This window comes from Mycobacterium sp. 2YAF39, from assembly GCF_052114565.1.
Lineage (GTDB): Bacteria > Actinomycetota > Actinomycetes > Mycobacteriales > Mycobacteriaceae > Mycobacterium.
The window spans coordinates 275,731-299,137 of the sequence record NZ_JBFREZ010000002.1; the positions used below are offsets into that span (position 1 = coordinate 275,731).

Sequence of the window (23,407 nt, forward strand, 5' to 3'; positions counted from 1 at the left end):
CGGAGACCCGACGTCCATCCCATCACCGTCACTCGGGCATGCTCCTGGAGTGCTATTGCTCAGCCGGATGACCGGCCAAGACGTGCTGGGGCCCGACGGCCGGGTGGTCGGGCGCCTTGCCGATCTGACGGTCCGCCTGGGCGAGCAAAACGGCGCGCTTCGGGTCGAGCGACTCCTGGTGAAGCGCCGCCGCGCGTCCGACCTATTGGTGCCGTGGGCCGCAATCGAGAGCTTTGAGAGCGCCCACGTGCTGGTAGACGGGCCTGCGGACCTGACCACATTCGCGATCATCTCGACCACCGATGCGCTATGTGATGACGAGATCCTGCTCGTACGCGATGTGCTAGACACTCAGATCGTCGACGTCGTGGGCCAGCGGCTCGCGCGGGTGGCCGACGTCATCCTCACTCGTACCGCCGATGACCGACTCCAACTGGTCGGTGCCGAGGTCGGCTTCGGAGGAGTACTGCGGCGACTCGGTCTGGGCCGATTGGCGGTTCGCGACGGAGAGGACTGCGTTGCATGGAACGAGCTGCACCTGACCTCCGAGCGCGGTCACGCCGTACAGCTCGCGACGCCACGATCCGCGGTTAGACGCCTCAACGCGGCCGCGCTCGCTGCGCTGGTCAGCCGGCTCGACACCGAGTCGGCGGCAGAGGTCCTGTCGGCCGGGGGATCCCGCATCGCCGCCGACGTCGTCCGCGCCGATCCAGCAGTCGGGGAGCGTGTGCTCAGAGCGATGCCGGACGCCGACGCCGCAGAGATCTTGGCCGCCATGCCCGCAAAGCACGCAACCCGATGGCGAGCCCGCCTCGCGCACTCTCCTGCCCTCGGAAGGCGCTTCTTACGCTCCCGGGTGTGGCCACGCCGCCGCCACACCGCGACCGGCGTCACCGGTACCGGGGACGGAGCGATGTGAAAAAGCTTGGGCGCAAAGGATTCAGCCTCGGCGCACTGCTGGCTGTGGTCGGTCCGGGGTTGCTGGCCGGTCTGTCCGACGATGATCCGGCGGGGATAACGACCTACTCCGTGCTCGGAGCGGACTATGGCTACCAATTGTTGTGGGTTCTGCTGCTGTCCACCATCGCCCTCGTGCTCTTTCATGGCCTGGCAGCACGTATGGGTGTGGTCACCGGGCAGGGGCTCATCGGTCTGGTACGTCAGCGGTATGGGGTGCGCCTGGGAGGTGCGGCGCTAGCCGCGCTTGTCGTCGCCAACATCGGCACGACGTGTGCCGAGTTCGCCGGCATCGCCGCCGGCGCCGAACTCTTCGGGATCAGCCGCTACGCAAGCGTTCCCGCGGCGGCGGTCATCGTTTCCCTACTGGTGCTGCGTGGCAGCTTTCACCGCGTCGAGCATTTCCTGCTGCTGATCTCGACTGTCTTCCTCGCGTACATCGCGTCCGGTGTGCTGGCCAAACCAGACTGGGGTGCTGCATTCCACGGCACGCTCGTACCGACCCTGCCGACCAACGGCGCGGCCATCGCGATCGTCACCGCCACTGTGGGCACCACCCTCGCTCCGTGGGGTCTCTCGTTCATCCAGTCCTACGCGGTGGACAAAAAGCTCCGCACCGACGACCTGTCGCTCGAGCGGGTAGACGTGGTCACGGGGGCTCTGCTCACCGGCATCATCGGTTTCTTCGTGGTGGTGGCGTGTGCGGCAACACTGCACCGCGACGGCCATTCGATCCGGGACGCTGCCGACGCCGCCGTCGCGCTTGAACCGCTTGCCGGTGCAGCGGCTTCGACACTTTTCGCCGTAGGTCTGATCGGCGCGGCGTTCCTGGCTGCTTCGGTGCTTCCGCTCTCGACTGCCTACTCGGTGTGCGAGTACGCAGGCATCGAAGCCGCTGTTGATGATTCGTACACCGAGGCAAGGCCCTTCTATCTGACGTTCGGGATCGTCACCCTCGTCGGCGCGCTTACCGTCCTGATCCCCAACATCCCGCTGGTGGTGATCCTCGTCGCCACCCAGGTGCTCAACGCGGTGCTGCTGGTGCCACTGCTGTTCGCGATGATCGGCATCGGGCGGGACCGCGATCTCATGGGCCGCTTCACCATCGGTCGCACCAGCACCATCGCCTACTCCATCACCACAGCCGTAGTGGTGCTGTGCGTGGGTGCGCTGGCGTTCACATCGCTCACAGGCTGACGCCGAGCGCCATCATTTCCTGTGTAAAGGCAAAGGGCGAGGAACCACGAAACGCGCGCGACGAAGGGTCGAAGGTCCTCGCGACGGTGCCCGAAACGCCCTAGCTGTCGTTTGCACCCGCGGCGCACCATTCGAGGATGCGCACGAACTGGATGGTCGAAGAGCCCTCGAGTGGAGGGCCCGCCACCCCGTTTCGTACGCGTGTGGCCAGCGCCGGACGGTGTCTTCCGACGACGCACCTCACGACAGACGACTTGATGTCGACCACGCGCCATCACACGCACATCGACCTTGAGCGGCTGACCGGAATACATGAACGTCGCGTCTCGGTGGGTGACTACGATTCCCACAGTCTGGCCGTCGCGGCCGCGACGGACGCACTACACAGGGCTCAGTGCGACGCCGCTTCGCTCGACGCGGTAATCAGCTGCAGCATCACGAAACTTCGGGACGGCCTGACGCAGCAGATGGAACCCACGATGAGTAGCGCAGTCGCGCATGCCATCGGAGCCGACAAGGCGATGACGTTCGACATCTCGAACGCCTGCGCAGGAATGCTCACCGGTGTGACCGTTGCGAACAACTGGATTCGTCAGGGAAGTATCGAGCGCGCGTTGGTGGTCAGCGGGGAGTACATCTCGCAACTCGGCCAGAATGCAGCCCGGCATATCCGGAACATCATGAGCAAGGAGCTGGCATCGCTGACCCTTGGCGACGCAGGGGCGGCACTTCTCCTCGAAAGAGCACCGGCCGGGTCCGAAGGCATACAGTTCGCCGGATTCACGACCGTCGCCGACTACAGCCGACTGTGTACCGCCTACCCCAAGGGCGGTGAGCCGGCGGCGCGAATGTTCACCGATGCCAGGGGCATCCACCGGGCGGCCATGGCCAACACCCCACTGTTGCTCGAAGAAGTGCTTGACACCGTGGGTATCTCGCTGCACGACATAGATCATGTGATCACTCATCAAACTTCCGCACGCGCGATACGCAAGGGCATGGCGAAGATGTCCGCCTACTTCGGCGAGAGCCCGCAGCACGACGCTGTGATCACCGTCGATCGGTATGGCAACACCGCCTCCACGACCCACACTGTCGCCCTCGTGGAAGAACTTGAGGCGCAGCACATCCGGCCCGGCGAGACCGTTGCGCTTATCGCTTTGGCATCTGGCTTGGAGATCGGCATCGTGCTCCTGACACTCGACGAGGAATTGGTGGAACGCTATGGGCACGGTGATTGAGCAGGTTTCGCTGACAGACGGCGGGTGGCGGACTCAGCACAGTGCCCTCCGGCTGGCAGTAAAGGCGGCCAAGCACTGCCTCCTCGAGGCGGGGCGAAGCCCCCGCGATATCGATCTCCTGATCAACGCAGGTATATACCGCGACCGCAACCTGGCCGAGCCAGCTCTCGCGGCGATGATTCAAGAGGACATCGGCGCCAATCCCGAAGACCCGCACGAGCAGGCACACGGCACATTCTCGTTCGATGTCTCAAACGGAACCTGCGGAGTACTCACCGCATTGCAGATCGTTGACGGCTTCCTGAAGTCACGCTCGATCGACCTGGCCCTTGTGGTGGCCAGCGATGCTGACCCCGGCCATGGAATGAGCGAGAACTTTCCGTTCTCACCGGCCGGTGTGGCGTTCCTGTGTGATTGGTCCGACGATGAGCGCGGCCTCGAGACCATACATTGGGTCAACAGGCCCGATGACGGCGAAACCTTCAGCGCCACAGTTGGACTCCTCGATGGCCACAATGTCCTGCGGTTCGCTGAATCGGAGAACTCTGACGAGCTGTTCGCAGCTGCCGGCGCACAAGCGGCCCAGGCGTGCCTACAGGCATCGGCGCTCACACTCGACGACATTGACGCGGTGGTGGTGGCGCCCGCACACAGCGGGTTCCGAGCCGCGCTTTCCGCGTGTCTGGGAGTCCCCGAGACCCAGATCATCGTCGCCGAAGACAGGCGAACGCACACCGTCTCGTTGGCCGCGGCATTCGACCGTGCCAGTGATCAGATCCGGCCGGGCGGTCGGGTTCTTCTCGTCGCAGCCGGGGCGGGTATCACTGCCGGCGCCGCTCTCTATCGAATGCCGGACGCAGAGGACCCACGTCAGCTGTAGCCGGCATCGCCGCGCGGTGCAGCCAGGGTCTAGCCCTCACGCCCAAGTCGTTGCGGTGCTCCAGCCCTCAGCCCCCGTTTGGCCGGATCGATGTCATCTCGACGTGTCATGACTGTTTCGATGTCTCGGGCCGCCGCGGCCAGCAACTTTCTCGCCAGGTCCGACAGAGCACGCGCGACAGCCAACTCGCCTCCGATAGTTGCGACGAAGTGATCCTCTGTCTTGAGCCTTGACACCCCAACGCCCATCGCCTCCCCTTCGCGTCCGCGCAACAGCGCCGTGGCTCTGGATTGGCCGTCGTGACCGTCAAGCGAGATCTTGATGGTCCACTCGTTGCGGATATGACCCGAGTTGTCTCTGCCCATGGCAGCTCCTACGTTGGCGGTCGGGTCGGGCCGACCGAGGCTGTAGCCGAGCTGCCTAGGGCCGCCAGGCGCTGCACGCCGTCTTCGATCCCGCGGGCGAGAGCGTCGACGTCGGGCGCGCTGTCATAGTCGGCGGTGATACCGAAGAAGAACCTGTCGGCGTAGCTCACCATCGCGATACCGGTACGCAGATGAAGGGCGATCGGCGGCACCGGCAGGATCTCCAACACCTTCCGGCCCATCATTGTCTGCCGCCCACGGGGCCCGGGCACGTTCGTCGCCAGTGCGGTCACCGCCTTCTGCGGCAGTCGAGTCAGCAGTCGAATCACCCACGCCGAGAAAGCAAACGGAACATTGCCTGCGGCCGCGAGTACGACGCTGCCGCCCTCCCGCTGACCACTCCCCTTGGCCCTCGTCAGACGGCTGTGCACGATCTCCAGTTGCCTCACCGGGTCGGGTTCGTCGACCGGCAACAACGGCAGCATTGCCGACACCCGGTTGTCGGTAGCATCGAGGTCGTCGGCCGATCGCATCGACACGGGAACCAGCGTGCGCAATGCGTGGGCTCCGGGCGTTTCCCCTCGGCCGAGGAGCACGGACCGGTAACTGCTCGTGATCGCCGCCAGCGCCACGTCGTTAAGCGTCACGTCGAAATCCCGACACACCTGTTTCATGACGTCGAGGTCCACCCGAGCGGCACTGAAGCGCCGCATCTTGGCGACAGGCCCGTTCAGCGACGACTCCGGAGCTGCGATGAGCACGTGGGCTGTCAGCTCAGCGGCACCCACCACGGCGTGTTCAGCGGCGCTCGTGACGGCAAGGGTTGCCCGCCAGACATCGTTCATCCAGTTCAGCGGATTCATGCGCGGCCGCAGCAGGTCGAGGATCGAGTTACCGGGCTCCTTCGCGGCACGAATGTCGGTGGCGAAAGTCTCGTGTGCGCCGTCGTCGGTCAACTTCGACAGCATCTGCGCCGTGGCGATCCCGTCGGCGAGGCAGTGGTGGATCTTCATCAACACTGCCCACCGATCGTCGGTGAGTCCCTCGATGATCCAGCACTCCCACAGCGGGAGATCGCGGTCCAGACGTCGCTCCATGATGCTGGCGATCATCCCGAACAGCTCGGCGTCATCGCCCGGATGCGGCAGCGCGACGCGGTGAAGGTGATGCGCGATGTCGAAACGGGGGTCGTCGACCAATTCCGGTGAGCCGAGATCGAATGGGTGCGTATGCAGCACTTGGGTGCAGCGTGGAATGCCCTGCGCGCGTTCGGTGAACGCCGAAACGAGCTCGGTGTAGTCAAGGGGCGGACCTTCGATGATCGATACAGCGCCGACCGCAAGACTCACATGGGGATCGGAATCCTCAGCCTGCAAAAAGCTCGCGTCCAGCATGCTCAGATGCTCCATGCTGTGACGATGCACTCGGCGGCCGTCGTCGCGACAGGGCCGCAAGTCCTCAACCCGTAGGCACAACGTCGCGCGGGACCAGCAGCGCCGCGACCAAGTCCCGGCTGCGGACCGTCCTGCAGGTTCTGACCGGGATCCCCGGCAACAGAGCACAAGGTCCTCGGTCGGCGCGTCGCGCAGCCCGCCGTCGGCCACCATCGGATGACCTTCGGCCCTGTGTCCCCCGCACCCCGCTATGGGAGGTTGGCATGTGCGACGAATACGGCGTTGTGGTGCATCGACTCCGGGTGGGTCGCCACTGCTTGACAACGCTACGAGAGGACAATCATGAGTACGTCCGGGTACGTCAGCTTTTTTGAGGAGATCGGTATCGAGGACGTGCCGCTCGTCGGCGGCAAGAACGCCTCGCTGGGCGAGATGTTCCGGAAGCTGTCCAGCCAGAATGTCCGCATCCCGCACGGGTTCGCCATCACCGCTGCGGCCTATCGGCACATGTTGGACAAGGCCGGCGCCTGGGACCGGTTGCACGCCGAACTCGACGACATCGACCCTGCCGATGTGGCGGCGCTGGCACGAAAAGCCAAGCACGCCAGAGAGATCGTATACGGTGCAGGCCTTCCCGATGACCTTGCAGCCCAGATATTGGAGGCCTACCGCTCCCTCCAGAAGGAGTACGGCGAAGACGTCAGCCTCGCGGTCCGGAGCTCGGCGACTGCCGAGGATCTGCCGACGGCCAGCTTCGCCGGCCAGCAGGATTCGTACCTCAACATCAAGGGCGACGAGAGTCTGCTCGACACCTGCCGCCGGTGTTTCGCCAGTCTCTTCACCGATCGCGCCATTCACTACCGGATCGACCAGGGTTTCGACCACTTCAAGGTCTCGCTCTCGATCGGCGTGATGAAGATGGTGCGCTCTGACATCTCATCGTCCGGTGTGATGTTCTCCCTCGACACCGAGTCGGGCTTCCGTGACGCCGTGTTCGTTACAGGCGCTTACGGCCTCGGCGAGAACATAGTCCAGGGCGCCGTCGACCCCGACGAGTTCTATGTCCACAAGCCGACCTATCTAGCCGGTCATCGCACCGTGTTGCGCCGCCTGCTCGGCGACAAGGCCGTGAAGATGATCCTCGTCGAGGGCGAGACGAAGAACACGACGCGAAACATCCCGACCCCGAAGGCCGACCGCGCCCGCTTCTGCCTCACCGACTCCGACGTTCTGGAGCTGGCCGGCTACGCGTGTGCGATCGAGCAGCATTACGGCAGGCCGATGGACATGGAGTGGGCCAAGGACGGGATCGATGGAAAGCTCTATATCGTCCAGGCCCGCCCCGAGACGGTGGCCTCCCAGCACAGCGTGACGGCACTCGAGACGTATGTGCTCGAAGGCCGCGGCGAGATACTGACCGAAGGCCGCTCGGTAGGCGAGCGGATCGCCTCGGGTGCGGTGAAGCGAATCGAGAACCTCACGCACCTAGCGGAATTCAAGCCCGGTCAGGTGCTGGTCGCCGACACCACCACACCAGACTGGGAACCGGTCATGAAGACCGCGGCGGCGATCGTCACCAATCGTGGTGGTCGCACCTGCCACGCGTCGATCATCGCCCGTGAACTCGGTATCCCCGCGGTGGTCGGTACCGGTGACGCGACCACCACCGTGCCCGACGGCCAAGTCGTGACAGTGTCGTGCGCGGAGGGTGACTCCGGCCGGGTGTACAAGGGCGCGGTGGGATTCCACGTGGATCGCACCGAGGTCGGCGACGTCGAGCGCCCACGCACGCAGATCATGCTCAATCTGGGTAATCCCGACCTGGCTTTCAAGACGTCATTCCTGCCCAACGACGGTGTCGGACTCGCCCGGATGGAGTTCATCATCAGCGAGTACATCAAGGTCCACCCGCTCGCCCTGCTACATCCGGAGAAGGTCGACGATCCCGAGGACCGCAGGACGATCGATCGACTCACTGCGGGCTACCCGGATGGGAGCGCGTTCTTCGTGGAACGCCTCTCCGAGGGCATCGGCACGATCGCCGCAGCCTTCTGGCCCAAGCCCGTGGTGGTGCGGATGTCGGACTTCAAGTCGAACGAGTACGCGAGCCTGCTCGGCGGACAGGCTTTCGAGCCGTCCGAGAGCAATCCGATGATCGGCTTCCGCGGTGCCTCACGGTATGCGCACCCGGCCTACGCCGAGGGTTTCGCGCTGGAATGCCGAGCGATGCGGCGCGTGCGCGATGAGATGGGCCTGACCAATGTCATTCTCATGCTTCCGTTCGTGCGTCGAATCGCCGAGGCGGACCTCGTCCTCGAGACGATGGCCGACCTCGGTCTCCGACGCGGCGAGAACGGGCTCAAGGTGTACGCGATGTGCGAGATCCCGAACAACGTGATCCTGATCGACGATTTTGCCAAGCGCTTCGACGGCTTTTCGATCGGATCCAACGACCTGACTCAGCTCACCCTGGGAGTCGATCGCGACAGCGAAATCGTGGCGTTCGACTACGACGAACGCGACGAGGGCGTCAAAGAGATGATCCGGCTTGCCGTCGAAGGCTGTCGCCGCAACGGAATTCACTCGGGGCTGTGCGGACAAGCGCCCTCGGACTACCCGGACATGGCCGAGTTCCTGGTCCGGCTCGGGATCGACTCGATGAGCCTGAACCCCGACACGGTGGTGAAGACCACTCGCCAGGTCCTGGAATTGGAACGACAGCTCGTGCCGACGCCATGAAGCTGCCGATCACCATCGATCCGCGGTATCACGATGCGGTGCTTTTCGATCTCGACGGTGAACTTGCCCGCGACGTGCCGCTCGTCGGTGCGACGGTCGACCTGGCCAAGAAGTTGCAGAGCATCGGCATCGCTACCGCTGCCTATTCGTCGAGCCCGCGTTGCCAGCAGGCATTGACAGCGGCTGGCATCGGTGACCTGTTCGGCGCCTGCATCGACGGGGTTACCGGCGAACGTGGGACAGCCGAGACACCTGATCCCGCAGTGCTCTTGGAGGCGACCCGGCAACTCGGCGCGCGACCGCAACGCTGCGTGGTACTCGAGAACTCCGCCGCAGGAGTGGCGGCCGGCCGTGACGGCGGGTTCGCGCTCGTCATCGGCATCGACGGAACCGGGCGTGCCGACGAGCTGGCGCGCGCCGGCGCCGACGTCGTGCTCGCCGACTTGGCCGATGTCGCCGTGCGAACGGGCGCCAGACGCATTTCCGAACTCCCGAATGCGCTGACGTCCTACGGCCAGCTGATCGGCATCACCAGTGCCCGTGAGTCGATGTTGTTCCTGGACTATGACGGCACGCTGTCCCCGATCGTTTCCGATCCCGACGCGGCCGCGCTCGTCGACGGTGCGGCCGATGCGCTGGAAAACGTCGCGGCGGTTTGCCCAGTGGCCATCCTGAGCGGTCGCGACCTTGCGGACATCCGCGGCCGGGTGGACATACCGGGCATCTGGTATGCGGGCAGTCACGGCTTCGAGCTGACCGGACCAGACGGCACATATCACCAGAACGAAGCCGCGGCCGTGTTCGTACCCATCCTCGAGCGCGCCGCCGCCGAACTGAGCCAGAACCTGGCGCTGATTCCGGGAGTCCGAGTCGAGCACAAGCGCTTCGCCGTGGCGGTTCACTACCGCGAGGTCGCAGCGGAGCGTGTCGGCGAGATCGTCTCTACCACGCACAAACTCGGACAGCGGGCAGGACTGCGGGTGACCAACGGGCGCATGCTCGTCGAGTTGCGGCCCGACCTCGATTGGGACAAGGGGACAACCCTGGCCTGGATTCGCGACCGCATCGACCCTTCCGGTTCACTGCTGCCGATCTACATCGGTGACGACCTCACCGACGAAGACGCCTTCGACGCGATCAAATTCGACGGCATCGGGATCGTCGTGGGGCACGACGAGGACGGGGACCGCAAGACGGCTGCCCACTTTGCCCTTCGGAGTCCTGACCAAGTCTGCGAGATCCTTCGGCGCGGATCGCGATGGCTTGCGTACAAGCATCGGGTCTCAGGTGAGGCGTGGGATTACGTCTTCGACGGATACGATCCGCAGGACGAGAAGCTCCGTGAGGCGTTGTGCACGTTGGGAAACGGCTACTTCGCCACCCGGGGAGCAGCGCCCGAGTCGAAGGCCGGGCAGGTGCACTACCCGGGCACCTACGCGGCCGGGGTGTTCAACCGGCTCGTCGACAACGTGTCGGGGACCGAGATAGACAACGAGAGTCTCGTCAATCTGCCGAACTGGCTCTCGTTGACCTTTCGCATCGACGGCGGCAGCTGGTTCGACATCGACGCGGTCACCGTGCTGTCCCACCGGCAGACGCTCGATCTTCGCGGCGCCGTGCTGCATCGGGAGGTGCGCTTCCGCGACGACGCAGGCCGGACGAGCTCCCTGAGACAACGACGGTTCGTGGCGATGCACCTGCCCCACGTCGGCGCCCTCGAGACGACGGTCGTCGCCGACGACTGGTCGGGAACGATCGAGTTCCGCTCAACGGTGGACGGCAACGTGACGAACTCACTCGTCGAGCGCTACCGCGACCTGGCCAGCGAGCATCTGGGGTCGCCGGTCACCCGCGAAATCTCGAACAACTCAGTCCTGCTGACCGTGCAGACCAACCAGTCCCACATCCCCATCGCGATGGCCGCGCGCAACACCGCGCTGCGCGACGGTGAGCCCGTCCCGGCGGTCTTCGCGTTGTTCGAGCAGGACGCGGAGATCGGTCACGACATCGCGGTAAAGCTGTCGGCCGGTGAGTCGGTGACGATCGAGAAGGTCGTGACCGTCTACACGGGCCGGGACGTGGCCACCTCCGAACCCGGCATCGATGCGCAGCGTTGGGTCGGCAGGCTCGGCGGCTTCGCCGAACTGCTCGACGGACATCTGACCGCCTGGACGCATCTGTGGGAGCGGTTGTCCATCGAATTCGACGACTTCACCGACGAAGTGCGGATTCTGCGGCTGCATCTGCTGCACCTGCTGCAGACGGTGTCACCGAACACCGCCGACCTCGACGCCGGGGTGCCGGCCCGCGGACTGCATGGCGAGGCGTATCGCGGCCATATCTTCTGGGACGAGTTGTTCATCTTCCCGGTGCTCAACCTGCGGATCCCGACGGTCACCCGGTCGCTGCTCGCCTACCGCTACCGGCGGCTGCCGGAAGCCAGGCACGCCGCCCGCGCAGCAGGCCATTCGGGCGCGATGTTTCCCTGGCAGTCCGGCAGCGACGGTCGCGAGGAAAGTCAACGGCTGCACCTAAATCCGCGCAGCGGCCACTGGAACCCCGATGCCAGCGCCCGCGCGCACCACATCGGTATCGCGGTCGCCTACAACGCGTGGAAGTTCTATCAGGTCACCGGCGACCTCGCGTACCTGATCGACTACGGCGCGGAACTGCTGGCCGAGATCGCACGGTTCTTCGTCGGCCTGGCCACCTACGACGACGAGCGCGCACGCTTCGGCATCAAGGGCGTCATCGGCCCCGACGAGTTCCATTCCGGCTACCCCGACGCCCCGTACGACGGCATCGACAACAACGCGTACACCAACGTCATGGCGGTCTGGGTGATCATGCGCGCCCTCGACGCGCTGAACCTGCTGCCGCTACCGAACCGCCTCGATCTGATGGAGACGCTCGGCCTGCACAGTGCCGAGCTCGCGCACTGGAACGACGTCAGTCGACGAATGTTCGTCCCGTTCCACGACGGTGTGATCAGCCAGTTCGAAGGTTATGGCGATCTGGCGGATCTGGATTGGGACCGCCTCCGCAGCCGGTACGGCAACATTCAACGGCTGGACCGCATCCTGGAGGCCGAGGACGACGACGTGAACCGCTACAAGGCGTCCAAGCAGGCCGACGCGCTGATGCTGCTCTATCTGCTGTCGGCTGACGAGCTGCGTGAGCTGCTCGCCCGGCTCGGCTATCGCTTCGCGCCGGAGCAGGTGCCGAAGATGGTGGACTACTACCTGGCCCGCACCTCGCACGGGTCGACGCTCAGTGGTGTCGTGCACACCTGGGTGCTGGCCAGAGCCAACCGCGACCGGGCCATGGAGTTCTTCACCCAGGCGCTGAAGTCCGACGTGTCCGACATTCAGGGCGGCACCACTTCAGAGGGAATCCACTTAGCGGCCATGGCCGGCACGGTCGACCTCATGCAGCGCTGCTTCACCGGTCTGGAGACCCGGTCCAACCGGATCATCCTGTCCCCGTACTGGCCGGAACACCTTGGCGTGCTGGCTATTCCGATTCACTATCGCGGGCTGCACCTGCACCTGCGCGTCAGTGGTAAAGGCGTGATCATCAGCGTCGATCCACGCGACGCGGCCGGGATCGAAGTGGAATGCCACGGTCGCGTCGTTGAGCTGATGCCCGGCACCACCGTCCGATTCCCGGGCTGATGGCTGATTCCAGAGACGTCACCCCGCTCCCGGACCTGAGCCACGGGTATGCCCGGGCAGGTCCGGTGCGCGAGCACCGGCCCGTCTACCTCGATCTGCTCCCGCCCTGTAATGCCGGGTGCCCGGCCGGGGAGAACATCCAGGCCTGGCTGGCGCACGCCACCGCCGGTCGGCACGAAGCCGCGTGGCGCCAACTCGTCACCGACAACCCCTTCGCCGCGATTCACGGTCGGGTGTGTTATCACCCGTGTGAAACCGTTTGCAACCGTGCCCATCTCGACACCTCGGTGTCGATCCATTCGGTGGAACGGTTCCTCGGCGATCTGGCCCGGGAGCGCGGCTGGGTGTTCGAGCCACCGCCCACCCGAACCGGTAAGCGGGTCCTGGTCATCGGCGCGGGGCCGAGCGGACTGTCCGCCGCCTACCATTTGGCGCGCATGGGCCACGAAGTCGAGATCCGCGACGCAGGTGCCGTGCCCGGCGGGATGATGCGGTACGGCATCCCGAGCTACCGACTTCCCCGGGACGTGCTGGACGACGAACTGAACCGGGTGGCGGAGATGGGCGTGCGGCTGACCTGTAACCATCGGGTCGATGACCTCGCGGCCGAGCGAGACGAGGGCGGCTTCGACGCGGTGTTCGTCGCCATCGGCGCACATCTGGCCAAACGGGTCGACATCCCGACCCGCGATGCAGGCACGATGGTGGATGCGGTGTCGTTCCTACGCAGCGTCGCCTCGGGCCAGAAGCCGGTCATAGGACGGCATGTCGCGGTTTACGGCGGTGGCAACACCGCGATGGACGCGGCCCGCGTGGCCCGACGCCTCGGCGCCGAGGACGCGGTGATCGTCTACCGCCGCACCCGCGACCAGATGCCCGCCCACCCCGAGGAAGCCCAGGATGCCGAACGTGAGGGCATCCGGATCAACTGGCTGCGGACGATAACGGCATTCGACGGCCCCGAATTGCAGGTCGAGGTCATGGAACTCGACGATTCGGGCCACCCGCGGCCGACCGGGCGTTTCGAGACACTGTCCGCCGACACCCTGATCATGGCGATCGGCCAGGAAACGGAATCGGCCTTTATGCGGACCCTGCCGGGGGTGGAGTTCGACGCCGACGGCAGCGTTCGCGTCTCGGCGTCGCTAATGACGGGCTGTCCCGGGGTGTTCGCCGGTGGCGACATGGTACCCAGTGAGCGCACGGTCACCGTCGGCGTCGGACACGGGAAGAAGGCGGCTCATCACATCGACGCCTGGCTGCGCGGCGCGCAGGCCGAACGACAGCCGAAACACCCGACGGTGACGTTCGATGCGCTGAACCTCTGGTACTTCGGTGACGCTGCACAACGTCGGCAGCCGCAACTCGAGCCCGCGGAACGCGTCGAATCTTTCGCGGAAGTGATCGGCGGACTTTCCGACGAGGAAGCGACCTACGAGGCGGGGCGTTGCCTCTCCTGCGGAAACTGCTTCGAATGCGACGGTTGCCTCGCCGCGTGCCCCGAAGACGCGGTGATAAAACTCGGGGTTGGGCACCGATACGAGTTCGACTACGACCGATGCACCGGCTGCGCGGAGTGCTTCGATCAGTGCCCGGTTCACGCCATCGAGATGTTTCCGGAGCCGAAATGACCCGTGCCACGGTGGACGGCAACGAGGCATGCGTTTCGGTCGCCTACCGGCTCAACGAGGTGTGTTGCATCTACCCGATCACACCGTCGTCGCCGATGGCCGAGTTGGCCGACGAATGGTCCTGCGCGCAGCGGCCCAACGCGTGGGGCACCGTGCCGACGGTGGTCGAGATGCAAAGCGAGGGTGGAGCGGCGGGCGCCCTACACGGCGCCCTGCAGAGCGGCGCGCTGACGACGACCTTCACCTCGTCGCAGGGCCTGCTGCTGATGATTCCCAACATGTACAAGATCGCCGGCGAACTGACCTCGGCCGTCATCAACGTGGCCGCCAGATCGATTGCAGCACAGGGATTGTCGATCTTCGGAGACCATTCGGATGTGATGGCCGTGCGGCAGACGGGGTTCGCACTGCTCGGGTCGGCGTCGGTACAGGAGGCGCACGACCTGGCGCTCGTCGCGCAGGCGGCCACGCTTGCCAGCAGGATACCGTTCGTGCACTTCTTCGACGGATTCCGAACCTCCCACGAAATCAACACGATTGAGACTCTCTCCGACGACGACCTGCGTGCCCTGGTTCCCGAAGAGTTGGTCCGGGCACACCGCGGGCGGGCACTGACCCCCGAACGGCCGTTCATCCGCGGCACCGCCCAGAACCCGGACATTTACTTCCAGGCCAGGGAAACGGTCAACCCGTTCTACGCGCGGGTTCCTGATGTGGTCGAGAACCTGATGGCCCGGCTCGGCGAACGCACCGGCCGGACGATGCACATCGTCGACTACGAGGGCCACCCCGAGGCGGAACACGTTCTGGTGCTGATGGGTTCGGGTGCCGAGACGGTCAAGCAGACCGTGGACGCACTCGTCGAACGCGGCGAACGGGTCGGCGTGGTGCAGGTGCGGTTGTACCGGCCGTTCCCCACGCGAGCACTCCTAGACGCATTGCCGACGTCGGTGCGTACGGTCGGTGTGCTGGACCGCACCAAGGAGCCCGGTTCGATCGGTGAGCCACTGTATCTGGACGTCGTCGCGGCGCTGGCCGAGGCCCACGCCGACGGAGAGAGGCCTGTCATGCCGCGGGTGACCGGGGGGCGCTACGGCCTGTCCTCCAAGGAGTTCACCCCCGCCATGGTTGCCGGCGTGTTCGCCGAACTCGCCCGCGAGCAGCCGCAGCGACGGTTCACCATCGGTATCGACGACGACGTCTCCGGGTCCAGCATCGATTACGACCCGTCGTTCGGTATCGAGTCGCCGGATACCGTCGGCGCGATCTTCTTCGGGCTGGGTTCGGACGGTACGGTCGGGGCGAACAAGAATACGATCAAGATCCTCGGATCCGAAGAAGGTCTGCACGCCCAGGCCTACTTCGTCTACGACTCGAAGAAGTCGGGGTCGCAGACCGAGTCGCACCTGCGCTTCGGGCCGCATCCCATCCGGGCTCCTTACCTGGTGACCGGAGCTAATTTCGTTGGCTGCCATCAGTTCCGGTTCCTCGACAAGATCGATGTGCTCGGTCGGGCTGCCCCCGGCGCAAAGCTGCTGCTGAACTGCCGACTGCCTTCCGCAAAGGTCTGGGAGGCATTGCCTCGGCTTGTCCAGGAACAGATCCTGGACAAGCGGGTCACGCTCTACACCGTCGACGCCGACCGGATCGCGCGCGAAGCCGGGCTGGCCGGCCGCATCAACATTGTCCTGCAGACCTGTTTCTTCGCGATCTCGGACGTGCTGCCCCACGAGCGTGCCATCGCCAGGATCAAGGAATCGGTGGAGAAGACATACGGAAACCGCGGCGCGGACGTGCTGGCCAAAGAGCTGGCCGCAGTGGACGGCGCCCTCGCCGGCCTGCACCGGATCGACGTGCCCGCGCAGGTCACCTCCGTCCGCGAACCGCAACCGATGGTGCCGGAGTCCGCGCCGGATTTCGTCCGCACCGTGACCGCGGAAATGATGGCCGGACGCGGAAACCTACTGCCGGTCAGCGCACTTCCGGTGGACGGCACCTACCCGAGCGGCACGACGGCCTACGAGAAACGCAACATTTCCGACCTGGTGGCGGTGTGGGATCCGGACAGCTGCATCCAGTGCGGCAACTGCGCGTTCGTGTGCCCGCACAGTGTGATCCGATCCAAGTTCTATGACGAGTCACAACTGACCGGAGCGCCGGAGGAGTTCGACTCCGCGCCGCTAGACGCCGTCGGCCTGCCCAACGCCCGGTTCTCGCTGCAGGTGTACGTCGAGGACTGTACGGGCTGCGGCTTATGCGTCGAGGCCTGCCCGGTCGTCATTCCCGGCCCCGCCGTCACCAAGGCGATCAACCTCGGTCCCGCCGAGCCGCGGGTGGTCACCGAGCGCAAGAACATCGATTTCTTCGAGTCCCTACCTACCAATGACCGTTCGCGGGTGGACTTCGGCACAGTGCGTGGAACCCAGTTTCTTGAGCCGCTTTTCGAGTTCTCCGGAGCGTGCGCGGGTTGCGGCGAGACTCCGTACCTCAAACTGCTCTCCCAGCTATTCGGAGACCGGCTCATGGTCGCCAACGCGACCGGATGCTCGTCCATCTACGGCGGCAGCCTGCCAACCACGCCCTGGACCACCAACGCCGACGGGCGGGGCCCAGCCTGGTCGAACTCCCTGTTCGAGGACAACGCCGAGTTCGGGCTCGGACTGCGCTTGGCCAGCGACGTGCATGTTCAACTTGCTCGGCGGCGACTCGGTGAACTGCGCGGCGCGCTCGGCGCCGATCTCGTCGACGACATCCTGGCGGCGCCCCAGCTGCGGGAGTCGGAGTTGGCTGCGCAAAGCGAGCGGGTGACCGAGCTGAAACACCGCCTCGGCGGCCTTGATCCGGCTGTCACCGCTGACCTGCTCAGCGTGGTGGACCAGCTGGTGCGGCGCAGCGTGTGGATTGTCGGCGGCGACGGTTGGGCGTACGATATCGGATCCGGCGGGCTCGACCACGTGTTGGCGACCGGACGCAACGTCAACGTGCTGGTGCTCGACACCGAGGTGTACTCGAACACCGGCGGCCAGAGTTCCAAGTCGACTCCGCTGGGCGCGGTCGCCAAGTTCGCCGCCGCGGGCAAGACAGTGCCGAAGAAAGACCTTGCGCTGCAGGCGATCGCCTACGGAAGCGTCTATGTCGCGAAGGTCGCGATGGGCGCCGACCCGCAGCAGACCCTGCAGGCATTCCGCGAAGCGGAGGCCTACGACGGCCCGTCGCTGATCATCGCCTACAGCCAGTGCATTGCGCACGGCATCGACATGCGACTCGGGATGGACCAGCAATACCGGGCCGTCGCCAGCGGTCACTGGCCTCTGCTCCGCTACGACCCGGTACTGCACACCGCGGGGAACAATCCCTTCCTGCTCGATTCGCACCGACCGCGGATTCCCCTTGCCGACTACGTGTATCGGGAACTGCGCTACCGCTCGCTGGCCAACTCCGATCCCGTCGAAGGCGAACGGCTACTCGGCCTGGCAGAGCAGGCAATCGAACAGCGGTGGAACGTCTACGAGGAGATGGCCTCCCGCGGTCCAGAGCACTTTCACCCTGACGCCCGCAAGGAGCAATGATGGAACTGTCAACTCGCTATCTGGGCCTGGACCTGCCCAACCCGCTCATCGCGTCGGCGTCCCCACTATCGAAGACCGTCGACGGTGTCCGGCGCCTGGCCGACGCCGGAGTCGGTGCGGTGGTGCTCTATTCGCTGTTCGAGGAGCAGGTCCGGCGCGAGGCAGAACAAAATGCGCGGATGGCCGGCGCCGGCACGGAGAGCTACCCCGAGTCGCTGACGTACTTCCCCGCGACGGCCGACGAGGACCACGGCCCGCGCAGCTACCTGAGCCTGCTCGAACGCGCTGCCGCCGCGGTCTCGGTTCCCGTGATCGGCAGCATCAACGGCAGCACGCCCGGCAATTGGGCTGGATACGCGAGATCGATGCAGGATTGCGGCGCAGCCGCCGTCGAATTGAACATCTACTATCTACCGGGCGATCCGCACGTCAGCGGCCGCGACGTCGAACAGCGTCACATCGACATCCTGGAGCGGGTCAAGGACGCAGTGACCGTTCCGGTCGCTGTGAAGCTCAGCCCCTACTTCAGCGCGACCGCGGAAATGGCACGTCGCCTGGACCTGGCCGGTGCGGACGGGTTGGTGCTGTTCAACCGGTTCCTTCAGCCTGACATCGACACTGACACGCTCGCGGTGGCGCCGGGGACATCGTTGTCGCGAGCGGGTGAGGCGCGGCTGCCTTTGACGTGGATTACCCTTCTGCACGGACGCATTGGCGCTTCTCTTGCCGCGACGACGGGCGTCGAGGGGTCCAAGGAATTGATCAAGTACCTTCTCGCCGGCGCGGATGTCGTGATGACGGCGTCAGCACTCCTGCGTCACGGCCCCGACTACGCTGCCGTGATGCTCGACGGTTTGTGCCGATGGATGCGGCGCAAGGGATACGCCACGATCGACGACTTTCGTGGACTGCTTGCTGTCCCCATCGGAGCTGACGAAACCGCCCGCGAACGCGATGACTACGTCAGCGCACTGCGGCGGGCCAACAGCGCCGATGTCGGGTCGTGGTGACACATGGAATTCGCCGGATAAATGCGCGGCTGGTCCAGCGGCCGACTCTGCTCAGCTGTGGGCACCCCGACCCATTCTGCAATGTTGCCAATCCGACTGTCGTCAGCTCGATTGCGAATGATTCTGCGAGCGCGTCCGCAGCATCTGCTCGTGGACGATGTGCTCGACGAGAATCGGCACAAAACTCTGGACTCGGGCCGTCGCGAACTGAGTGGCAGCCTGGTCGCACCAGCGCCGGATCTGTGCGGTGCGCTCGTCGTCATCGAGACCTTCGTGTGCCGCCAATCGGCGCGCAACATCGGTCGTGAATCGTGCGGCAGTTGCCTCACGAGCGCTACCCGCAACGCCCGCTCCCCCTACGGGCACGGCGTCCAGTACCTGGCGGGCCACCCGCTCGCCGACTTCGGGAGCGACGATAGCTAACGTGACGTGGTGGCCGTCATTTCCGATCAGAATGACGCTGGGCGCCTCGGCGCCGTCGAATCCCAGTAAGTCCACCGTACGGCCGTCGATCAGAGTGGCTGGCGGGGTATCCGTCCAGTCGTCGCGGCGGTACCCGACGCCAACGAGTGGCCCCAGGCGATCGCCCAATGAGGCCAGCAGTTCAGGCAGCTCGGAGACCAGTTCGCGAGAATACGGCCACCAGGCTCCGTCCACGGCCGCCGTACCACCTCGGTGCGACGTGAGGCGCACGCGGCGGCCATGAATGGCATCGGAACCGCGCTCACTGACCTGCAGATGGTCCTGCATCACTAATTCCCTTCCTCTGGTGCCTTCGACCCGTGCGGTCGTCGCGCACCGGCCCAGAATGCACGCACGTCGGTCAAGCGCACTACGGCCTTTGGTCACACGAACCTCGCAGCCGACCGTGACGGACGCCTCACTTCGACCTGCGCGCAATTGCCCCCACTTCTGACGCATATCTAAATACGTTGTGCTGCATGAGTTCTCATATAGATGCGCAAATCTATGTGGCGATTACGCTTGCGCCCAACCATCGTCGATGCCGCCTCGCGATGGGTTAAGCAGAGACGAACATCCGTTGAATATGCTGTGTGGGTTTACTTTTCGCTATTGACGTCGCGGTATCGGCGTGCTCCCGTCCGGGGTGAACGGCACCTCGAGAGTCGTCAAATTCAGCCAAACCGGGCGCTACAACGTCTACGTTCACTCATTGTTCACCAGAACGCAATTTCACTCACTGCCCTTAGGGCACAACGACTCTAACCTCCAGTGCCCAGACTTCCTACAGTTGCATCCGGGGCCGCAGACCGTCACGAACGATGGCACGGCATCATTCGAAGGAGATCACGGTGCGGGGTTTGCAGGCCGACTACGACAGTGCGAGGCGCCCGTTGATTCAACTGCGCGACGATGTGGACGAACTACTCAACCAGTTGTCCCGTGCCGAGTGCACGTGGTCTCGCAGGCTCGCGGACGTCGCAAGCGTCCATCGGGCGAGTGCACGAAACATGGTTCACTACTGGTCACTTCGTCAACGCGACCTTCGCGACTTGCAGTATCGCCTTTCATCGTACGGGCTCTCCTCGTTGGGCCGAAGCGAGCCGCACGTCGAGGCAACGCTCGTCTCGGTCAAATCGGCCATCGGCGCCATGCTCGGCGAAGGTCTTCCGAATCCGTTCCCAGCCGGTTCGACCGCCGCCCAAGGCGACGACCTACTCCGGATCGCGACGCAGAAGCTGCTGGGACCCGACCCAGAGGCCCGAGTGACACGCATCATGGTCACGCTGCCCTCCGCAGCCGCCACTGATCCAGCGATGGTCCGGCGGTTGGTGGAACGAGGCATGAACGTCGCGCGTATCAACTGTGCACACGACAGTGCCGAGGCCTGGCGTTCCATGGCACGGCACGTACGCGAGGCCACGGCGGCCACGGGGCGGAGTTGCGTCATCGCGATGGACCTTGCAGGCCCCAAGATCCGAACCGGACCGCTGGAACTCGGTCCACGTTGTGTAAAGCTCCGACCGATCAGGAACGCGCTCGGACAGGTAACCAGCCCGGCACGGGCCTGGCTGACGTCGTCGGAGGACCCGCTCGAGCCACCAGAAGCCGGAATGTCGTCGATCAAAGTGCCCGGAGAGTGGCTTGGCCGCCGATGCCATGGCGACGTCCTGCAACTGCACGACACTCGAGGGTCGAGGCGGCGGCTGGAACTGAAGAGCGGAACTCAATCAACTGGCGACCGCAGCGGTTTCGTAGTGACGGCCCAGAAGACCACCTACCTTGCGACCGGGACCACTCTGAACGTCAGGGGCGCCGACGATCCAACACACGTCGGCGAACTCCCCCGATGCGAGCAGCGGCTCGTTCTGCACGTTGGTGACATTCTCGAGCTGACGAAGGACTGCTCGCCCGCACCGGTGGAGTCCGGGCGCCTGCCGTCCATAGGCTGCACCCTGCCCGAAATCTTCGACTGCGCACGCCTGGGTGAGAAGGTATTTCTCGACGACGGCCGGATCAGCGGCGAGATAGTCCGCGTTGGCCCCGATGCGCTGGGATTGCGGATCGACCACGCCGCAGATGGGGGGTCCCGGCTTCGTGCGGGCAAGGGTGTGAATGTGCCGGATGCGAGACTGCCGATCTCCGCCCTCACCGAAAAAGACGCTTCGGACCTATCGACGGTGGTGGAACTCGCTGACCTGGTCGAGATGTCCTTCGTGCGAGACCCTTCCGATGTTTCACGATTGCTCGACGAATTGGACCGTCTCGGGAATGAGTCGGTAGGAATCGTGCTGAAGATCGAAACCCGGCAAGCATTCGAACAGCTTCCGCAACTATTGCTCACGGTCATGCAGCGCCCGCGTGTCGGGGTGATGATCGCAAGAGGTGATCTTGCCGTCGAGTGTGGCTACGAACGACTGGCCGAGTTGCAGGAGGAGATCCTGTGGCTGTGCGAGGCCGCGCACCTCCCGGTCATTTGGGCGACCCAAGTCCTCGAGCAGTTAGCCCAGACAGGGCATCCATCCCGCGCCGAGATAAGTGATGCGGCCATGAGTGAGCGGGCCGAGTGCGTGATGCTGAACAAGGGTCCTCATATCGACGACGCCGTCGTCGCGCTCGACAGCATCCTTGCGCGAATGGTGGACCACCACTACAAGAAGACCGCCCTCATGCCGTCACTTCACTCATGGCACCCTGACACCGAGTCGGGCCTGGTGACCGTTCAGCCCGCGATCGCCAGCACTTCGTCGAAACCTTCGACGAGGCACTCGTAGAAGACGTCGTAGTCGGGTATCGCCCCAGTGTCGACATCGATACCAAGCGCACAGGTGTCGACATAGGTGAGCAGCGTGACATTGACCGCAGAGCCGATCGTCGGGCCGAACGCGTACTGCATCTGAACCCGCGCGCCGCCGAGGTACACCGGTACCGGGACGCCGGGGACATCGCTGGCAAGGAAGTCCACGTGGCGCAGGATCGATCCGATGTACCAGCGGGGCATCAGATTGAGCGCACCGGCAATCCACTGGGTATAGGGCAGGGATCGCTCATGGCGCACCTTGCCGGTCTGCTCGTGGATGGCGCTGATCCGCTCTGCCGGATCGACGATGCCGACGGGCACATCGAACCGCATCAACGTGATCCGGTTGCCACCCATCTCGTCTCCTTCGGCCCTCAGGCTAATCGGCATCGACAGGTGTAGGTCGCCCACGGGCACACCGTGCCTCTCGTGGTACCGCCGCAACCCGCCTGCAAATCCGGCGACGAACCCGTCGTTCAACGCCCCCCCGCTGAGATGGGCAGATTCCCGTAGTTGCTGCATCGGCACCTGATGCACGCCGAGGCGACGGGTCAGGGTCCGGTCTTTCATCAGAGGAGAACCGGTGCTATTCACTGGTCGAACGGTTCGATAGATCGAAGCCGCTGTGGCCGTTGCGGATTCGACGGTGTCCAGCGGGTGTCGGACACTGTTGTAGATCAGTTTCGGGGCCGACGTGATGGCTCCCGTCATCGTCGATGCGACGAGTCCCGCATCGTATCCGAGCACGTCTCGGTATCCGCTCAACCACGGCGGCCGGCGCACCGCCGGGGGTGACGGCAGTGACTCGTATTCTCCGGTCAGTTCGGACAGGTCGAACAGCGTCATCCCGATCTGAACGCCGCCGACGCCATCGGTCAGCGAGTGATGGAACTTGCACAGCACCGCCGCGCCTCCGCCCTCGAGGCCGTCGATCAGCGTGACCGTCCACAACGGGCGGGCCCGGTCGAAGTCCTCCATCGCGGCGACCCTGGCGATCTCGAGTACGCCGTCGAGGGTGCCCGGTACAGGCGCTGCCATCCGCCGGATATGGAAGTCGAGATCGAAGTCCGCGTCACTTTCCCACCGTGGCGGCGCCGGAGGTGGCGACTCAACCACATATTGCCGGAACATCGGCAGTTTCCGCGTGACGAGGTCGACCCGGTCGCGCACCACATCCCAGTCCGGCGACTTGTCCAGTAGCAGAACAGTGACCACGGTCGATCGCAGTCGTGGATCGCTTTCCATCGCCCAGGTGAATGCATCGGTACTGCGCATGAATTCAGTCATTTTTGCTCCCACACGTCAACGTACGTCCCGCGACGCGACACGTCACCACACTCTGCGCAACTGAGGACTTTGTGCCCCACGGTTCCGCCGAGAGCATCACTCGTCAAAGCAGCATGACACTGCCACCAAAGGTCTTTCGGCCCTTATCACGTAGCCGACGGCGGTGTTGAGTCGAGGTCAGCAAGGGTAGGAGCAAGCGAA

General features: G+C 64.8%; 14 protein-coding genes. 10 read left to right on the forward strand and 4 right to left on the reverse strand.

The window, feature by feature from the left end:
- Window positions 1-67: 67 nt before the first annotated feature.
- The 4 genes from AB4Z42_RS06825 (at window position 68) to AB4Z42_RS06840 (ending at window position 4,275) form a co-directional block, all read left to right on the forward strand.
- Complete coding sequence (locus AB4Z42_RS06825; protein WP_442008372.1) at window positions 68-919, forward strand: magnesium transporter; 852 nt, start codon at window positions 68-70, stop codon at window positions 917-919.
- Window positions 916-2,154: an NRAMP family divalent metal transporter gene (locus AB4Z42_RS06830; protein ID WP_442008373.1), complete on the forward strand. Its 1,239-nt coding sequence runs from the start codon at window positions 916-918 to the stop codon at window positions 2,152-2,154. The genes AB4Z42_RS06825 and AB4Z42_RS06830 overlap by 4 nt, the downstream gene beginning before the upstream one ends.
- A gap of 137 nt (window positions 2,155-2,291) precedes the next feature.
- Window positions 2,292-3,395: a 3-oxoacyl-ACP synthase III family protein gene (locus tag AB4Z42_RS06835; RefSeq protein WP_442008374.1), complete on the forward strand. Its 1,104-nt coding sequence runs from the start codon at window positions 2,292-2,294 to the stop codon at window positions 3,393-3,395.
- On the forward strand, window positions 3,379-4,275 hold the full coding sequence (locus tag AB4Z42_RS06840) for a 3-oxoacyl-[acyl-carrier-protein] synthase III C-terminal domain-containing protein (protein WP_442008375.1): 897 nt from the start codon (window positions 3,379-3,381) through the stop codon (window positions 4,273-4,275). Before AB4Z42_RS06835 ends, AB4Z42_RS06840 begins: the two co-directional genes overlap by 17 nt.
- Before the next feature lie 29 nt (window positions 4,276-4,304).
- Here AB4Z42_RS06840 and AB4Z42_RS06845 read toward each other — a convergent pair whose 3' ends face one another.
- Together AB4Z42_RS06845 and AB4Z42_RS06850 are read right to left on the reverse strand one after the other, a co-directional pair.
- The gene (locus AB4Z42_RS06845; protein ID WP_442008376.1) at window positions 4,305-4,640 is read right to left on the reverse strand and encodes a dsRBD fold-containing protein; all 336 of its coding nucleotides are present in this window, start codon (window positions 4,638-4,640) and stop codon (window positions 4,305-4,307) included.
- Between the two features lie 8 nt (window positions 4,641-4,648).
- Complete coding sequence (locus tag AB4Z42_RS06850; protein ID WP_442008377.1) at window positions 4,649-6,049, reverse strand: WS/DGAT/MGAT family O-acyltransferase; 1,401 nt, start codon at window positions 6,047-6,049, stop codon at window positions 4,649-4,651.
- A 327-nt stretch (window positions 6,050-6,376) separates the two neighbouring features.
- Between AB4Z42_RS06850 and ppsA the strand changes: the two genes are divergently transcribed.
- Genes ppsA through AB4Z42_RS06875 form a run of 5 tightly spaced genes read left to right on the forward strand, consistent with a single transcriptional unit; the run spans window position 6,377 to window position 18,657 of the window.
- Window positions 6,377-8,773, forward strand: coding sequence for a phosphoenolpyruvate synthase (gene ppsA, locus AB4Z42_RS06855; RefSeq protein ID WP_442008378.1), 2,397 nt, complete (start codon window positions 6,377-6,379; stop codon window positions 8,771-8,773).
- Complete coding sequence (gene otsB / locus AB4Z42_RS06860; protein WP_442008379.1) at window positions 8,770-12,447, forward strand: trehalose-phosphatase; 3,678 nt, start codon at window positions 8,770-8,772, stop codon at window positions 12,445-12,447. Before ppsA ends, otsB begins: the two co-directional genes overlap by 4 nt.
- The gene (locus AB4Z42_RS06865; protein WP_442008380.1) at window positions 12,447-14,078 is read left to right on the forward strand and encodes an NAD(P)-binding protein; all 1,632 of its coding nucleotides are present in this window, start codon (window positions 12,447-12,449) and stop codon (window positions 14,076-14,078) included. The genes otsB and AB4Z42_RS06865 overlap by 1 nt, the downstream gene beginning before the upstream one ends.
- Window positions 14,075-17,647, forward strand: a complete 3,573-nt coding sequence (nifJ, locus tag AB4Z42_RS06870; protein ID WP_442008381.1) for a pyruvate:ferredoxin (flavodoxin) oxidoreductase — start codon at window positions 14,075-14,077, stop codon at window positions 17,645-17,647. Before AB4Z42_RS06865 ends, nifJ begins: the two co-directional genes overlap by 4 nt.
- Window positions 17,647-18,657, forward strand: coding sequence for a dihydroorotate dehydrogenase-like protein (locus AB4Z42_RS06875; protein ID WP_442008382.1), 1,011 nt, complete (start codon window positions 17,647-17,649; stop codon window positions 18,655-18,657). The genes nifJ and AB4Z42_RS06875 overlap by 1 nt, the downstream gene beginning before the upstream one ends.
- Window positions 18,658-18,759: 102 nt before the next feature.
- On the opposite strand, the gene AB4Z42_RS06880 is transcribed toward AB4Z42_RS06875, so the two are convergent.
- Window positions 18,760-19,407, reverse strand: coding sequence for a DUF5994 family protein (locus AB4Z42_RS06880; protein WP_442008383.1), 648 nt, complete (start codon window positions 19,405-19,407; stop codon window positions 18,760-18,762).
- Between the two features lie 533 nt (window positions 19,408-19,940).
- On the opposite strand from AB4Z42_RS06880, the gene AB4Z42_RS06885 reads away from it, so the two are divergent.
- The gene (locus AB4Z42_RS06885; RefSeq protein WP_442008384.1) at window positions 19,941-21,893 is read left to right on the forward strand and encodes a pyruvate kinase; all 1,953 of its coding nucleotides are present in this window, start codon (window positions 19,941-19,943) and stop codon (window positions 21,891-21,893) included.
- Here the strand turns inward: AB4Z42_RS06885 and AB4Z42_RS06890 are convergent.
- Window positions 21,842-23,206, reverse strand: coding sequence for a wax ester/triacylglycerol synthase domain-containing protein (locus tag AB4Z42_RS06890; RefSeq protein ID WP_442008385.1), 1,365 nt, complete (start codon window positions 23,204-23,206; stop codon window positions 21,842-21,844). The two genes, AB4Z42_RS06885 and AB4Z42_RS06890, sit on opposite strands and share 52 nt — an antisense overlap.
- Between the last annotated feature and the right edge of the window lie 201 nt (window positions 23,207-23,407).